The organism is Actinosynnema sp. NPDC050436, assembly GCF_040655415.1.
Lineage (GTDB): Bacteria > Actinomycetota > Actinomycetes > Mycobacteriales > Pseudonocardiaceae > Actinosynnema.
The window spans coordinates 908,855-923,356 of the sequence record NZ_JBFAJV010000001.1 but is presented as its reverse complement, the minus strand read 5'-3'; the positions used below and the strand labels follow the sequence as shown (position 1 = coordinate 923,356).

Sequence of the window (14,502 nt, the reverse complement as noted above, 5' to 3'; positions counted from 1 at the left end):
CACCCGCGCCGCGACGGGCCCGTCCGGCGCGCGGTGATTCCCCTGACCAGGAACTACCGGAAAGGCAACGAGCCGCTGATGTCGGTGCGGATGACCGAGTCGATCGTCGCGCTCATCCTGTTCGCGCTGGTGGTGCCGTTGGCGGTGCTGCCCTGGGTGCACCGCCAGTACCGCCGGTTCGGCCGGCTGCGCGGCTGGTCGGCCGTCGTCGCGGCGGCCGGCGTGCTGTACGGCTGCGGCCTGGTCGCGTTCACGCTGTTCCCGCTGCCGGTGGTGACGCCGGACTTCTGCGCGGGACGGCGGTTCTCCGACTCGTGGCAGTTACACCCGTTGGCCTCCCTCGACGACATCCTGCGCGACGGCAGCCCGGCGCTGTGGCAGGTGCTGCTGAACGTGGTGCTGTTCGTGCCGATGGGGTTCCTGCTGCGCTACCGGTTCGGGCGCGGCCCGGTCACCTCGGCGGTGGTGGGCGTGCTGGTGTCGGCGTCGGTCGAGCTGGTGCAGGGCACCGCCGTGCTCGGCCTCTACCCCTGCCCGTACCGGCTCGCCGACGTGGACGACGTGCTGACCAACACCACCGGCACCGTCGTGGGCTGGCTGGTCGCGATCCCGCTGGCCCGGGTGCTGCCGCCCGCGAACGCCGAGCACGACCCGGACCTGGCGCCGCCCGGCCTGCCCCGGCGGGGGCTGGCGTTCGCCGGCGACCTGCTGGTGTTCGAGCTGACCCAGTTCGCCATCCTGGTGGTGATGGCCCTGTCCGGCGGGGCGACCCGGGAGCTGGCCGAGTCGCCGAGGTTCACCGCGCTCCTGTCGGCGGGCACGCTGACCTTCTACACGCTGGTGGTCCCGCTGCTGCGCACCGACCGGGCCACGCCGGGCCAGGTCGTGTTCCACCTGGCGCTGCGCCGGGTGGGCGGCGGCCGGGCCCCGTGGTACGCGGTGCTGATCCGGTTCGCGGTGTGGTGGCTGCCGGTCCTGGCGCTGAGCTTCGGCTGGGTCGCGCTGCTGACGGCGGTGATCGCCGTGCCCGCCCTGCTGCGCCGCGACCGCCGCAGCCTGCTGGGCCTGCTCTCCCACACCCAGACCACCACGAAGGCGGCAGCTCGGGCCGGAACCGACCTCCCGACCCCGGCCGACGACCGATCCCCCTGACCCCGCCCGCTGCCGGGGGCCGCTGCGGTGGAACGCGTCCGGGGCGAGGTGGGCGGTGGTCACACCGGGACGTCCAGGGTCGCGGTGTAGCCGCCGGTCACGTCCCCGGTCACGGTGGCGAGCTGCTCGTCGTGGCCGTCGCCGAACACGGTGTCGGTGTTCAGCGAGGTCCCCGCCAGGTTGCGGACGCTCTGCACGTACCCGGCCGTGCCGTACACGGTCTTGCAGACGTCGACCGGCAGCGCGAGCTGGGTGGTGGTGGTCCGGGTGCCGGCCCTGGTCGCCTCGGCGAGGCTCGGGTACACCTCGAAGTGGACGTGCGGCCAGCGCCCCGAGTAGGCCGCCGGGAAGATGCTGGTGAACGTGACGACCCCCTCGGCGTCGGCCTCCTGCACGCCGCGCAGGTAGTTCTCGCCGGTGAGCCCCGGGGAGTACATCGAGTACTTGCCGTCGATGTCGCAGTGCCACAGGTACACCGCCGCGCCGGCCAGGGGTGCGCACCCCGACGCCGTGTCCAGCACGGTCAGCGTGATCGTCAACGGCACGCCCTCGGCCGTGCGCGACCCGGTGCCGAAGCTCGTCCGGATGTCGCTGCGCACGATCCCGCTCTGCGTCAGGACGTTGGGTCCATTGGAGCCGTCGCCGGGGTACGGGCCGCCGGTCTCCTCGGGGATGGCGTCCCGGCACGCGGCGGCGGTGGGCGCGGCAGCACTGTCCGAAGCGGACGGTGCGGGCGGTGTGCCGCAGGCGGCCAGGGCGGTGAGCCCCGCGCCACCCAGCAGGGTGAGCGCGCGCCGGCGGTCGAGCGTGGCGAGGTCGAAGGCGAGCCCGCGATCGTGGATGGCTGTCATGCCTCCCACCCTCACCCGGGTTCCTGTGCCGCACCTGTGCGACCGCTGTGCGTCGCGCGGGCCGGCTCGCCGCGCCCACGGAATTGGCCCCCCGGTCCGGGGCGAACCGAACGCGACGGTTCCTCGAACCCAGGGCATGGAGCCATCGGGGAGGTGCGCGGTCGTGACCTACGCGGAACAACTGCACGCGACGGTGGAGCGTCTGGCCATCGGGCTCGGCTGGCCGCTCGTGCTCGCCGACGGCAACGTCTACCTGCCGACCAGCCGGGGGATCATCGGGCTGGTGGTGCCGGCCCGGTTCGGCGGGTGGGTGGACGCGGAGTTCCGGCGGCGGTGCGTCGCGGCGGGGACCGTGGCGCTGGCGGACGGGACGTGGGCGTTCCTGGTGGAGGACCCGGGCGTCCAGGACCCGCCGGTGCCGTCCGGCGTGCTGGTGGTCAACGGTCCGCGCTACCTGCCGGTGCCGCCCAGCGTGACCGGCGACGGGCCGGTCCGGTGGGTGCGCGAGCCGCGCACGGACGTCCGGGCGGTGCCGCCGTTCCGGCTGGCGCTCGACGTCGTCCGCAGGCTCCTGCCCCGACGGGCCTGACCACCAGGTCTTGGCGGGGTCCCGCACGGGCGCGCACGAGCCGACTCGCCCGCGTGGCGCACGTCGGGGTGCGTTGTGCTTTGCTTGATCCATGTGGGAACAGCGGGTCACCGAGGTGTGGGGACGGCTGGACGAGCTGTCCGAAGAGGACTTCCGGGCTGCGGTGGACGACGCCGTGCGGGACGCGCCGGAGGCGGTGGCGGTGTTCGAGCGGGCCGGGGCGTTCGACTCGACCGGGCACCCGGACCAGGCCGTCCCGCTCTACCGGGAAGCCCTCGACCTGGGGCTGACCGGGGAGCGCCGGCGGCGCGCGGTGATCCAGATGGCCAGTTCGCTGCGCAACCTCGGCCAGCCGGAGATCGCGGTCGAGCTGCTGGCCGCAGAGCAGGACGCGGGCTCCGACCACCTGGACGACGCGGTGCGGGCGTTCCTGGCCCTCGCGCTGGCCGACGTGGGCCGCGAGCGCGAGGCCGTGTCGGTGGCGCTGGCGGCGCTGGCCCCGCACCTGCCCCGCTACCAGCGCTCGGTGGGCAACTACGCCCGAGCCCTGCTGGACTGACCCCGCCCGCGCTCGCTGCCGCTGCGCCGCCTGTGCACTGCGCCGCCACTCGCTGCCGCTGCGCCGCCCGCGCACTTCGCCGCCGCCGCGCCGCCGGTCGCCGCCGCGCCGCCGTGCCGTCTGCGCACTCCGCCGTCCCCGCCCCCCGCCCGTCGTGCGTCGGGGCGGGGCTCGGCGGTGGGGCCCGCTCACTGCGGGAACGTCCACAACACCACCACCTCCGGGGTCTCCGCCGTTCCGGGTTGGTCCAGGGGCACGGTCCAGTAGCCGGCCGGCGGGTGCCGTTGCCGCCGCACGTCGACGCCCGCGCGACCCCGGTCCACCACGACCACCACCTGCGCGCCGGGCGGCACCCGGAGCCACGCCCCGCCCCGGTCGACCGGGGCCCCGGCGACACCCAGGCACCTCGCTGCGGCGAACGCCCGCACCAGGTCCGCCGTGCCGGCCACCACCTCCGGGGCACCCGGGCAGCCCTGCCGCTGCTCGTCCACCGCGTACCGGGCCAGCCCGCTGCGGTCGGCGTCGCCGAAGCCCACCGGCCGGACCGCGATCCGCTCGGACCGCGCCCGCACCAGGGCGCGGTCGAGCGCCGAGGTGCTCCGGAAGCCGGAGGTGGCGACCAGCAGGAAGATGACCCGCGTCCCGCCGGCACCCGGACCGAGCCGGTCGATCGCCCGCGCCACCGCGTCGGCGGGTGTGCCGGCCGGAGCGCTGGACGAAGTCCCGACCGGGGTTCCAGGCGCTCCGCCGTAATCGGTCACGTCCCACACCGTGTCGGCCGAGGGGTCCAGCCCGACGAGCAGCCGGACCGTGGACCGCTGTTCGGCGAGCGCCTCCGGGCGCACCCCCGGTGACACGTCGACCAGCACCGAGACCTGCGCCGGTGGCTGCTGGTCCGGCCCGGTGGGCGGCGCGGCGGCGGGGAAGGCCGGCGAGCCGTGCGCGCCGACCGCCGCCGCGAGGGCCAGCGCGACGGTCGCGCACCGCCTCCGGAACGCGCGGGCGGTCGCCGCCGCCGCGACCCGGCCGGCCAGCGCGGCCAGGTAGCGGTCCGCGAAGCCGCTCCCGGCCGCCGGCCGGCGAGGCGGGTGGGAGTCGGTCAGGGCGGCCCAGTAGCGGGCCGCGAACGACGGGCGAGTGGTCACCGGCCCGCCCCCGGGTGGTCGAGCGGCTCGTCCACCGGGCGCCGGGCGCCGGGCACGGTGGCCGCGTCGGTGCTCTGCTCGATCGCCTGGCGCGCGGTCTGGAACGCCGCGAGCTGCTGGAGGACGGCCGGCGCGGACGCGCCGACCGCGATCGCGGCGGCGACGCCGGCGAGCTGGTCGTGGAAGACCGCTCCCGCCGCGCCGCCGAGGACGAGCCTGGTGGTACCCGCCGCCACCCGGGCGGGCAGGTCCACGAACTTCGAGAAGGCCGGCAGCTTGGCCCGCCCCCTGGACCGCTTCTGCCGACGAGCCTCCTGCCACGCTTCTACCTGGGCGAATATCGTGATGGCCTCTACCAGGGCCCCGCCTGCCGCACCCAACGTGATAGCGGTCAACAAATCCATCCGATTCCCAGCCCCCGTTCACCGGAGTCGAGCCGCTCGGCTGAAAGGTCCTCCGCGATCGCCCGCAGGTACGAAAAACGCCGAGCATCATCCGTTCGGGTGGCATCCTGCCGACGCCGTGGGCGCAGTCCTGCGGCGGAATCCTTTTCACGTCCGCCCGGACGACGTGCAGCGCCAAGCACGTGGTGCACCGCGCACGGGGAGCGCCGAGCAGGTCCACGGGCCGCCCGCCGACCGCCGTCCTCCGCCGGAGTACCGGGTTCCGGCATCTCTCGGCACCTGCCCGGCCATTCGGTGGCTTGCCCCGCCGGCCCGCGCGGCGCGAAGCTGCACTGGTCCGTGGAAGACCGGCCGGACGGGGCGATCGAGTGGACGAACTGGAACGGCTCGACGACCTCCGTGCCCGGCACGGGCCGATCTTCCAACGCCGGCCGGGCGTGCTCTACGTGGCCGAACCCGCCGAGGCGAAGGCCGTTCTCGCCAACACCGGGTCGCGCTACCGGGAGCACTCCGACTTCTTCCACACCGGCAAGGGGATCTTCGGGCCGCGCGCGGCGCAGCAGGAGGTCGGCCGGGTCGCGCGGAACCTGCTGCGCGACCACTGGAACGGGCAGTCCGACCGGCTGGCGGCGACCGTCGCGCGGGAGGTCGGGCCGGAGAGCCGGTGGCCGGACACGGGCAACGTGCTGCTGTACAAGTGCTTCCGCGAGGTGCTGGTGCCGGAGGGCGGGCTGCGCGGGCTGGTCGACCAGGTGGTCCGGCACGCGGTGCTCGCCGGCGCGCGGGACCGGCGGTCGGTGCTGTCCCGGGCCCTGCTGCGCGGCCGGGTCCGCCGCGCGCTGGTCGCCGAGCTGTCCCGCCGGCGCACCGGGGACGGGCGGGCGACCGCCGACCTGCTGGACGTGCTCGCCGCCGCCGTGCCGGACGGCCCCGCGCACCCGGTGCTGGTGCGGCTGGCGGAGGTGTACCTGTCCTTCCTGTTCGCGGTCGCCGGCTCGACGGGGTTCCTGCTGGGCTGGTCGGTGTACCTGCTGGGCACCGCGCCCCCGGCGGGCGGCGACCTGTCCGGCGTCGTGCGCGAGGCGTTGCGGCTCCGTCCGGTGGCCTGGAACTTCGGCCGTTCGCCCGCCGAACCGCACCGGCTGGCCGGCACCGAGGTCACGACGTCCGACGAGGTGGTGGTGTGCAGCTACCTCGTGCACCGGGACGACCGCTTCTGGCCCGAGCCCGACCGCTTCCTCCCCGAGCGGTGGTCGGCCGGCGTGCCGGAGGGCGGCGCGGAGGCGTTCATCCCGTTCGGCTGGGGCACGCACGCCTGCGTGGCGGCGGGCTTCGCCGTCCAGGTGGTCGAGGACGTGCTGCGGGTGCTGCCGCCGGCCGGGCGGTGGCGGGTCGAGGCGCACCGGCAGCGCCCGCACGTCGCCGCCGCGCTTGCACCACCGGACTTCACCTTGCGCACGAACGGTGCCCGCACGGGTCGAAGGAGGTGACCATGGCCAGGATCATCCACGCCGCTCTGGTGGCTCTCAACATCCGCAAGAGCGATGCCGAGTACCGCTGGTACGTGTACCACCACATCTGATCGGTGCGCGTGGGGGGCGTGGGAACACGTCCCCCACCTCCGGGGAGGCACGTGATGACAGAGCGGGACGACCCGGACGTGCTGGCGAACCTGCGCGCACCCAACGCCGAGCACGACGGGGTGTTCTGGCACGGCGGCCGGCGGTTGATGGTGCTCGACGCCGACGCGGCGAGCCGGGCCAACGCCGAGAACTTCGCCGACCTGACGCTGCCCGACCGGTTCGTCGACCAGCTCCTCGGCCGGCGCAGCCCGGTCGTGTCGTGGCGGCAGGTGCGCTCGTTGTGGCTGTCACAGTTGCGGGTGCTCGGCGCGGAGGAACCGTTGCGCGCGCTGACCGGCCGCATGGCCTCGGTGCTGGACGGCAGCCTCGGCCGGCACGTGGACTTCGCGTGGCTGGCGCACGAGGTGGCGTTCCGCGCCCTGCTCCCCGTGGTGGTCGACGGACTGTCCACAGTGGAGCAGGCTTGGCTCACCCGCGACGCGATAGCGAAGCTGACCCGGTTGGACGCCGGGCCCGGCGGCCAGACCCGCCGGCAGAGGTGGGAGGCCGTGGTCGCCCAGGTGCAGACCGGTCGGGTGGTGCGCCGGGAGATCCGCCGCCGGGCGCGCGGCGACCGCACCCGCCTCGACCTGACGCAGCCGGTCGTGGACCGGTTGCTGCCCGCTCTCGGCCCGGACCGGGCGCTGGAGGCGGTGACGACCGTCCTGACCGCGATCGCCGGGCCGCCGGGTGCGGCGGCGGGCTGCCTGATGTACGAACTGGCGAAGCGCCCGGAGTGGGCGGCCACCCTCACCGAGGAGTTCGCGGCCCACCCCGTCGAGCAGCTCCTGCGGTCCGGCACCAGGTCCGCGCCGACCGCGCACCGGTTCGTGAAGGAGGTGCTGCGGATGTGGTCGGCGCCGCTGCTGATGACCCGCAGCGCCCGGATCCCCCTGACCGTCCGCGCCCACCGGCTCGCGGTGGGCCAGCACTACCTGGTGAGCCCCTACCTGGTCAACCACGACGAGCGGCACTGGTCCGACCCGGACACGTTCGACCCGGACCGGTGGTCGGCCGGGGCACCGCACCGCACGCCCGGCGGCCACTACCACGTGCCGTTCGGCTGGGCGCCCACGGCGTGCATCGGTGCCGGGCTGGGAAGCGTCCAACTGGTGCTGTTGGCCTACCTGCTGTGCACCCGGTTCCGGCTGGAACTGCGCGCACCCGACGCCGCCCGGGTCGCCTTGAGCGCTGTGCCGAGACCGCTCGACTTCGACGGGTGGGTCCGCCCCCGCCACCCCGTCGACACCGGAACCACCGACTCCTGCCCCTAGAACGCCTGGTTGGCGAAGCCCTTGCGGGCCGCTGCCGAGAGGAACGCCTGCCACGCGGCGGTGCTGGTGTGCGGGTCGCCGCCGACGCCGAGGCGGGACTTGGCGGTGGTGAAGGCGTTCTCCGTGCTCGCGCCCCAGACCCCGTCCACCGCCAGGCCGGAGCCCAGGAAGTCGTTGCACAGCGACTGCGTGAACTTCGTGTCCGCCTCCGAGGTCTTCAGGCACCGCACCGGGAGCCCGCCGAAGTCGGAGTGCACGTGGTCCGCGTGGTCGGCGTTGTACCAGCCGTCGAGCACGTAGCGGAACCTCCTGCGGCACACCGCGTCCACCGCCAGGTAGCGCCGCCGCGTCGCCAGGGTGCCCGACGCGTGGTCGCGGTCCAGCGGCGAGCAGACCGCGCCGCCCGACCAGCGGACGTGGTCGAGGTCCATCGCGGTGCCCTCGCCGTGCTGTCCCGGCTTGTTGACGTAGAACCCGGCCGACACCAGGTACGCCACCGACCCGAGGGCCGACGACAGGGAGCGCAGGTCGCGCAGCCACAGCACCAGGGTGTCGTGGAAGTCCTGGGTCGCCTGCCAGTTGCGCGGTGCGGTGTCGCCGCGCGAGGAACGCCAGTAGTAGACCGGGGTGCCGTCGATCGTGCTGAACGTGATCATGATCGCTCCCGGGGTCAGGTGGTCAGCAGGCGGCCGGCGGACAGCCAGGCGAACCGGCTCGAAGCCGGGCCCAGGGCCTTCGCGTCGGCGGGGACCGGGGCCGGGCCGGCCGCGCCGCCCAGCACACCGGTCAGCGGCGCGGAACCCGCGATCTCGTTGCCCTGCCACCGGATCCCGCGCGCGTCCGCGACCAGTCCGCGCACCGCGACGCCGGGCACCCCGGGCAGCTCCGACCACGTCACGCCGTCGCGCGAGGAGTGCAGGCGGGTGCCGGACGTGCCGACCGCCGCGCACACCCAGCCGTCCGGGCCCTCGGCCAGCGCCGAGGCGAACAGGCCGTCGGTGCGTTCCAGTCCCCGCACCGGGACCGTGGTCCAGCCGCTCGCGGTGCGCCGGGCGGCGACGCGGACCAGCGACGCGCGCTCGCCCCGCAGCACCGAGCCCAGGGCCAGGGCACCGGCGACGGCGGTGAACCCGGCGCGGGTGCCGTGCAGCCGGCGGACCTCGCGCCACGCCACGCCGTCCGGCGAGGTCCACAGCGCGGCCATCGGGTCGTCGGCCAGGCACCCGGCCGCGACCAGGCCGGTGCCGTCCTCGGCGAGGTCCACGACGTCGGCGTGCTCCAGGCCGGTGGTGATCCGCACCGAGCCGGTCCCGTCGGCGAGCGCCCACACGCCGTTTAAGCGCACCAGGGTGACGGGGGTGCCGGCGATCGCGGCGGCGCCGACCGCCCTGACCGGCGCGGTGGTGGCACCGGCCCGGGATGGGGCGGTGGCGGTGGTGGCGGCGGCGAGGGCCGCGCCCAGGACGAAGGTTCGACGGTCGAGCACGTCAGCTCCTTTCGAAGCAGGGGAAACGGCTGACGTGATGCCACGGGTGTTGGTGCTTTTCCCACGCAGTATCGGAGTTCGTGGTCCGGGCCGGCAACACCCCGTCTCGTATCGCCCGGCTACAGTGGGGGAGTACGCGACTGGCGTGACGAGGGTGGGAACGACCACCGGGGAGCGACGAGCCGGACCGCACCGCGCGCCTGGGTGCCACGGCGCGTTGGAGGCTGTCGTGCACGATCCCGCGCTGCCGTCGTTGACCACCTCGGATCCCGAGCTGGCCCGCCTGGTCGAGGGCGAGGCCCGCCGCCAGTTCGCGAAGATCCGGCTGATCGCGTCGGAGAACTACGTCTCCCGCGCCGTGCTGGAGGCCACCGGCTCGGTGCTGACCAACAAGTACTCCGAGGGCTACCCCGGCCGCCGGTACTACGAGGGCCAGCAGTGGGTGGACCCGGTGGAGGCGTTGGCGGTCGAGCGCGCCAAGGCGCTGTTCGGCGTCGAGCACGCCAACGTCCAGCCGTACTCCGGCTCGCCCGCGAACCTGGCCGCGTACCTGGCCTTCCTGGACCCCGGCGACACCGTGATGGGCATGGCGCTGCCGATGGGCGGCCACCTCACGCACGGCTGGGGCGTGTCGGCGACCGGCCGGTGGTTCCGCAGCGTCCAGTACGGCGTGCGCAAGGAGACCGGCCGGGTGGACCTGGACGAGGTGCGCGACCTCGCGCTGCGCGAGCGCCCGAAGCTGATCTTCTGCGGTGGCACGGCGATCCCCCGCACCATCGACTTCCCGGCGTTCGCGGCCGTGGCGGCGGAGGTCGGTGCCGTGCTGGTGGCCGACATCGCGCACATCGCCGGCCTGGTCGCGGGCGGCGCGCACCCGTCGCCGGTCGGCCACGCGCAGGTGATCACCACCACGACGCACAAGACGTTGCGCGGCCCGCGCGGTGCCATGATCCTGTCCGACGCCGCGCACGCGAAGGCCGTGGACAAGGCGGTGTTCCCGGGGTTGCAGGGCGGCCCGCACAACCACACCACGGCGGCGATCGCGGTGGCGCTGCGCGAGGCGTCCGCGCCGGGCTTCCGTACCTACGCCCACGACGTGGTGGCCAACGCCCAGGCGCTCGCGGCGGCCCTGGCGCAGCGCGGTTTCGACCTGGTCTCCGGCGGCACGGACAACCACCTGGTCCTGCTCGACCTGACCGGCAAGGCGATCGGTGGCAAGCCGGCCGCCCAGGCTCTGGACCGGGCGGGCATCGAGGCTAACTACAACACGGTCCCGTTCGACCCGCGCAAGCCCTTCGACCCGTCCGGCCTGCGCCTGGGCACCGCCGCGATCACCACCCGGGGCCTGCGCCCCGACCAGATGCCGCAGCTCGCGGCGTGGATCGACGCGGCGGTGGCGGCGGCCGGCGACGACGCGGCGCTGGACCGGATCGCGGCCGAGATCGCGGAGCTGATGGCCGGCTACCCGATGCCCGGCTGGTCCTGACCGCGCCGACCGGCCGGCGGCGCGGTCCCCGTGGCGGGGAACCGCACCGCCGGCCGCCGGGTCACCGGAACCGGTCGGTGGCGGCGAGCCGGGCCTCGGACATGGCCGCGCTGCCGCCGTGCGCGGTGTCGCGGATGAGGACGAGCTCGGCGTCCGGCCACGCGCGGGTGAGCAGCCACGGCGTGCCGATCAGGTTCCCGAGGTCCAGCTCGCCCTGCACGATGACGCCGGGGATGCCGGCCAGGCGCGAGCTGTTGTCGTAGACGAAATCGTCCGGCAGGAACGACCCGTGCGCCCAGTAGTGGGTGACCAGCCGGGCGAATGCCAGCCGGAACTCCGGCGGGTCGAAGCGCGAGTTGTCCGGTGACAGCGGGACCAGGGCGTCCTCCCACGCGCACCACGCGTCCGCCGCCGGCCGGTGCACCGCCGGGTCGGGGTCGGTCAGCCGCTCCAGGTAGGCGGCGGTCAGGCTGCCCGCCGGGTCGCCGACCGCCTGCCGGAATCGCTCGTGCGCCTCGGGGAACATCGGCCCGAGCCCGCGCACCAGCAGCTCGGTCTCGGCCCACTGGCCGGTGGCCACCCCGGCGTGCACCATCGCCGACACCCGCTCGGGGTGCCGCACGGCGTACGCCAGGGCCAGCACCGACCCCCAGGACGCGGCGAACAGCAGCCACCGGTCGATGCCGAGCGCGGTGCGCAGCAGCTCCAGGTCGGCGATCAGGTGGTCGGTGGTGTTGGTGGAGAGGTCGGCGACCGGTGCGCCCGCGTGCGGTGTGCTGCGCCCGCACCCGCGCTGGTCGAACAGCACCACCCGGTACGCCGCCGGGTCGAAGTAGCGGCGCTGGTTGGCGTTGCACCCCGACCCCGGTCCGCCGTGCAGCACCACGGCGGGCTTCCCGCCCGGGTTGCCGCAGACCTCCCAGTACACCTGGTGACCGTCGCCGACGTCGAGGAAGCCGTGCTCGTACGGCTCGATCTCCGGGTACATCCGTGCCCCCTTCAAAGATGTAACAGTACTTATAGATTAGCGGTTCGCCGGGCGCCCTTGACGCACGGTCGATAACGTTGTTTCGTAACGTTGTTATCGGTGAGGGGGAGTGGACGTGCGCGCAGGGTTCACGAGTCTGGACCGCGAGGTGGTCGCGGAGCTGGCGGTGCGGGGAGAGCTGCCGCCGTGGTTGTCGGGCACGCTGGTGCGCAACGGCCCGGCCAAGTTCGAGAGCGGCGACCGCTCCTTCCGGCACTGGTTCGACGGGCAGGCCATGCTGCACCGGTTCGCGTTCGGCGGCGGCCGGGTCGCCTACCGCAACCGGTTCCTGGAGACGCCCAGCCTCAGGTCGGTGCGGGACCGGGGGAGGATCGCGTTCGGCGAGTTCGCCACCGACCCCTGCCGGTCGATCTTCGCCCGGCTGTTCGCGCGGTCCGCGACCAGTGCCAACGCCAACGTCAACGTGCTGCTCGGCGACGACCGCGACCAGGCGCTCACCGAGACGCCCATCGCCGTCCGGTTCGACCCGGACACCCTCGCCACGGTCGGTCTGACCCCGTCCGACGACACCATCGCGGGCCAGGTCACCACCGCGCACCCGCACGTCGCGCCGCGCACCGGGGACCTGGTCAACTACGTGCTCAAGTTCGGCAGGCGCAGCCTCTACCAGGTCTACCGGCAACGCGGGGACACCCGCGAACTGCTCGCCGCCGTGCCCGCCGACCGGCCCGGCTACCTGCACAGCTTCGCGATCACCGAGCGGCACGTGGTGCTGGTCGTCTTCCCGTTCGTGGTCAACCCGATGTCGTTCCTGCTGCGCGGCAAGCCGTTCATCGAGAACTACCGGTGGCGGCCGGAGCTGGGCACCCGGTTCGTGGTGCTGTCCCAGGAGGACGGCTCGGTCGTCGCGGACGGCCGCACCGCCGCGTGCTTCGCGTTCCACCACGTCAACGCCTACGACGAGGACGGCCGCGTGGTCGTGGACATCTGCTCCTACCCGGACGCGTCCGTGGTCGACGCGCTGTACCTGGACCGGGTGCGCGGTGGCGCGGAGCTGCCGCTGGCGTTCCCCACCCGCTACACCGTCGACCTGGTCGGGGGCGCGGTGCGCGCCCGGCGGCTGGCGGACGAGGCGATGGAACTGCCCCGGATCTCCTACCGCGCGCACAACGGCCGCGAGTACCGGTGCGCGTACGGCGTCGGCGCGCACGGCAACGCCCGGCACGACTTCCTCAACCAGTTGGTCAAGCTCGACGTCCGCAGCGGCCGGACGACGACCTGGCACGAACCCGGCCGCTACCCCGGCGAGCCGGTGTTCGTCGCCGCGCCGGACGCCCGCGCCGAGGACGACGGCGTGGTCCTCTCGGTGGTCCTGGACGCCGCAGCCGGCCGCTCGTGCCTGCTCGTGCTGGACGCGACGACGTTCACCGAGCTGGCCCGCGCCGAGGTGCCGCACGCGATCCCGTTCGGCTTCCACGGCCAGTTCGCCGCGCGGTAGCGCGCCACCCCGGTTGAGACAGGCCCGGAGTCGGCACCGCCGCGCCACCCCCCGAGCCTGTGGTGCACAGCGGTCGGTCTGTGCTGCTGAATTCCCTGCGGCCCGGGAAACCCGGTCACCGGAACGCGACGAAATCAGTCCATTGTGGACTGGGGGCGACCCGGCCGGTGGTCGGCGCGCCCCGACGCCGAACGGGTCGCCGGCGTTGAACCACGCGGTGGGACCACGGGTCGGAACTCCGCCGCTACGCTTTTCTCGCAGGCCCACGTGTCACCACGCCGACCTGACGGGAAAACCATGCGCCTACTGGCCGTCCCGACCGCTGTCCTGGCTCTGGTCCTCGTCCCCCCGGTTGCCGAGGCGTCGGTCGAGTTCGAGGAGCTGCACAGGTTCGGTTACGCCTCCGCGATCGCGGAGGCGGTCAACGAGTCGGGCCAGGTGGCGGGTCGCCTCAACTCCCCGGACCGCAGCCCCCGCTCCGTCCGCTGGGACGCTCGCGGCACCGTTCCGGCGATCGTCGGCAGCGCCCGCCCGATCGGCGTCAACGCCCGTGGCGACGTGCTGAACGCCATGGCGCTCAAATCGGCCGGTGCGCTGATCTACTCGCTCAGCGCTTGGGAGAACGGCGCGGAGGTCGACCGGACGCCGTACCGCCGCACGACGCACCAGATCTCCTCGCGCGACATCAACGACTCCGGCGTGATCCCGGTGGGCTACCGCCACTTCGACGACGTCGAGGCACCCTACGGCGCCAGGACCCGAGCCGGCGCGTGGCGCGGCGGGAAGTACGCCGACCTGCCACTGCCCAAGGCCAGGGGAGTGGACCACCGGGTCGTCAACAACCGGGGCACGACGGCGGGTTCGCTGACCCTGCTCGACGGCAGCGCGAACTACGCGTTCCGCTGCTCGGCCACCCGCTGCACCCGGCTGCCCGGCCTGTCCTCGACCGGTCACCACGAGGTCCTGGCGCTCAACGAATCCGACGTGCTGGCCGGCACGTGGCACGCGGACCACCCCGGCCCCTCCCGAGCGCTGGTCTGGGCCGGCGACCGGGTGACCGCGCTGCCCGGTGACGACGCGCGCGTCGCGGACAACCCGCGTGCGATCAACGAGAGCGGGGACGTCGTGGGGTGGCGGGTGGTCGACGGCGTGCGCAAGGCGGCGCTCTGGCGCGGCGGGCAGCCGGTGGACCTCGGCACCACCGGGGAGGGCGAGGCGGTGGCCGTGAACGACCGGGGCGACGTCGTCGGCTGGCACACCACGGACGGCAAGCACAAGGTGTTCTACTGGCGGACCGGGACGCTCACCGAACTCCGGACGCCGGCGGACGTCTCGGCCGAACCGGTGGGCCTGAACAACGCCGGCGTGGTGGTCGGCAACAACGACCCCGACCACTGGCCGCCCGCGTACGCGTACCGCTGGACCGTGCGCCTGCCCTGACCGCGCGG

14 protein-coding genes are annotated in these 14,502 nt (G+C 74.3%); 8 read left to right on the top strand and 6 right to left on the bottom strand.

The annotated features are described in order from the left end of the window. Positions 1–78: 78 nt before the first annotated feature. Positions 79–1,152: a VanZ family protein gene (locus AB0I60_RS03925; RefSeq protein ID WP_360725686.1), complete on the top strand. Its 1,074-nt coding sequence runs from the start codon at positions 79–81 to the stop codon at positions 1,150–1,152. A 59-nt stretch (positions 1,153–1,211) separates the two neighbouring features. Here AB0I60_RS03925 and AB0I60_RS03920 read toward each other — a convergent pair whose 3' ends face one another. After that, complete coding sequence (locus tag AB0I60_RS03920) at positions 1,212–2,003, bottom strand: intradiol ring-cleavage dioxygenase (RefSeq protein WP_360725685.1); 792 nt, start codon at positions 2,001–2,003, stop codon at positions 1,212–1,214. Positions 2,004–2,166: 163 nt separating this feature from the next. Between AB0I60_RS03920 and AB0I60_RS03915 the strand changes: the two genes are divergently transcribed. Continuing rightward, positions 2,167–2,592: a hypothetical protein gene (locus AB0I60_RS03915; protein WP_360725684.1), complete on the top strand. Its 426-nt coding sequence runs from the start codon at positions 2,167–2,169 to the stop codon at positions 2,590–2,592. Positions 2,593–2,683: 91 nt separating this feature from the next. After that, the gene (locus tag AB0I60_RS03910; protein ID WP_360725683.1) at positions 2,684–3,151 is read left to right on the top strand and encodes a tetratricopeptide repeat protein; all 468 of its coding nucleotides are present in this window, start codon (positions 2,684–2,686) and stop codon (positions 3,149–3,151) included. 188 nt (positions 3,152–3,339) lie between these two features. Here the strand turns inward: AB0I60_RS03910 and AB0I60_RS03905 are convergent, their stop codons facing one another. Both AB0I60_RS03905 and AB0I60_RS03900 read right to left on the bottom strand, forming a co-directional pair. Then, a complete protein-coding gene (locus AB0I60_RS03905; protein WP_360725682.1) occupies positions 3,340–4,296 on the bottom strand; it encodes a hypothetical protein in 957 nt (318 codons plus the stop codon). Further along, positions 4,293–4,691, bottom strand: coding sequence for a hypothetical protein (locus tag AB0I60_RS03900; protein WP_360725681.1), 399 nt, complete (start codon positions 4,689–4,691; stop codon positions 4,293–4,295). The genes AB0I60_RS03905 and AB0I60_RS03900 overlap by 4 nt, the downstream gene beginning before the upstream one ends. A gap of 377 nt (positions 4,692–5,068) precedes the next feature. Here AB0I60_RS03900 and AB0I60_RS03895 point away from each other — a divergent pair, with 377 nt between their 5' ends. Next, positions 5,069–6,190, top strand: a complete 1,122-nt coding sequence (locus tag AB0I60_RS03895) for a cytochrome P450 (protein ID WP_360725680.1) — start codon at positions 5,069–5,071, stop codon at positions 6,188–6,190. A 146-nt stretch (positions 6,191–6,336) separates the two neighbouring features. Beyond that, positions 6,337–7,596 carry a cytochrome P450 gene (locus AB0I60_RS03890; RefSeq protein WP_360725679.1) on the top strand — a complete coding sequence of 420 codons (1,260 nt, stop codon included), beginning with the start codon at positions 6,337–6,339 and terminating at the stop codon, positions 7,594–7,596. On the opposite strand, the gene AB0I60_RS03885 is transcribed toward AB0I60_RS03890, so the two are convergent. Together AB0I60_RS03885 and AB0I60_RS03880 are read right to left on the bottom strand one after the other, a co-directional pair. Continuing rightward, positions 7,593–8,252, bottom strand: a complete 660-nt coding sequence (locus AB0I60_RS03885; RefSeq protein ID WP_360725678.1) for an extensin family protein — start codon at positions 8,250–8,252, stop codon at positions 7,593–7,595. The genes AB0I60_RS03890 and AB0I60_RS03885 overlap by 4 nt on opposite strands. Before the next feature lie 14 nt (positions 8,253–8,266). After that, positions 8,267–9,082: a hypothetical protein gene (locus AB0I60_RS03880; RefSeq protein WP_360725677.1), complete on the bottom strand. Its 816-nt coding sequence runs from the start codon at positions 9,080–9,082 to the stop codon at positions 8,267–8,269. A 229-nt stretch (positions 9,083–9,311) separates the two neighbouring features. Here AB0I60_RS03880 and glyA point away from each other — a divergent pair, with 229 nt between their 5' ends. After that, positions 9,312–10,568, top strand: coding sequence for a serine hydroxymethyltransferase (gene glyA / locus AB0I60_RS03875; RefSeq protein WP_360725676.1), 1,257 nt, complete (start codon positions 9,312–9,314; stop codon positions 10,566–10,568). Between the two features lie 61 nt (positions 10,569–10,629). On the opposite strand, the gene pip is transcribed toward glyA, so the two are convergent. After that, the gene (gene pip / locus AB0I60_RS03870) at positions 10,630–11,556 is read right to left on the bottom strand and encodes a prolyl aminopeptidase (protein ID WP_360725758.1); all 927 of its coding nucleotides are present in this window, start codon (positions 11,554–11,556) and stop codon (positions 10,630–10,632) included. Positions 11,557–11,671: 115 nt separating this feature from the next. Here pip and AB0I60_RS03865 point away from each other — a divergent pair, with 115 nt between their 5' ends. Both AB0I60_RS03865 and AB0I60_RS03860 read left to right on the top strand, forming a co-directional pair. Continuing rightward, positions 11,672–13,054 carry a carotenoid oxygenase family protein gene (locus AB0I60_RS03865; RefSeq protein WP_360725675.1) on the top strand — a complete coding sequence of 461 codons (1,383 nt, stop codon included), beginning with the start codon at positions 11,672–11,674 and terminating at the stop codon, positions 13,052–13,054. Positions 13,055–13,351: 297 nt separating this feature from the next. Continuing rightward, on the top strand, positions 13,352–14,494 hold the full coding sequence (locus tag AB0I60_RS03860; RefSeq protein ID WP_360725674.1) for a hypothetical protein: 1,143 nt from the start codon (positions 13,352–13,354) through the stop codon (positions 14,492–14,494). Positions 14,495–14,502 lie beyond the last annotated feature (8 nt).

Coding starts and splice junctions, on each gene's coding strand:
- AB0I60_RS03910 (WP_360725683.1), top strand. CDS start 2,684: ATGTGGGAACAGCGGGTCACCGAGGTGTGGGGACGGCTGGACGAGCTG.
- AB0I60_RS03885 (WP_360725678.1), bottom strand. CDS start 8,252: ATGATCACGTTCAGCACGATCGACGGCACCCCGGTCTACTACTGGCGT.
- pip (WP_360725758.1), bottom strand. CDS start 11,556: ATGTACCCGGAGATCGAGCCGTACGAGCACGGCTTCCTCGACGTCGGC.
- AB0I60_RS03860 (WP_360725674.1), top strand. CDS start 13,352: ATGCGCCTACTGGCCGTCCCGACCGCTGTCCTGGCTCTGGTCCTCGTC.
- AB0I60_RS03890 (WP_360725679.1), top strand. CDS start 6,337: ATGACAGAGCGGGACGACCCGGACGTGCTGGCGAACCTGCGCGCACCC.
- AB0I60_RS03920 (WP_360725685.1), bottom strand. CDS start 2,003: ATGACAGCCATCCACGATCGCGGGCTCGCCTTCGACCTCGCCACGCTC.
- AB0I60_RS03925 (WP_360725686.1), top strand. CDS start 79: ATGTCGGTGCGGATGACCGAGTCGATCGTCGCGCTCATCCTGTTCGCG.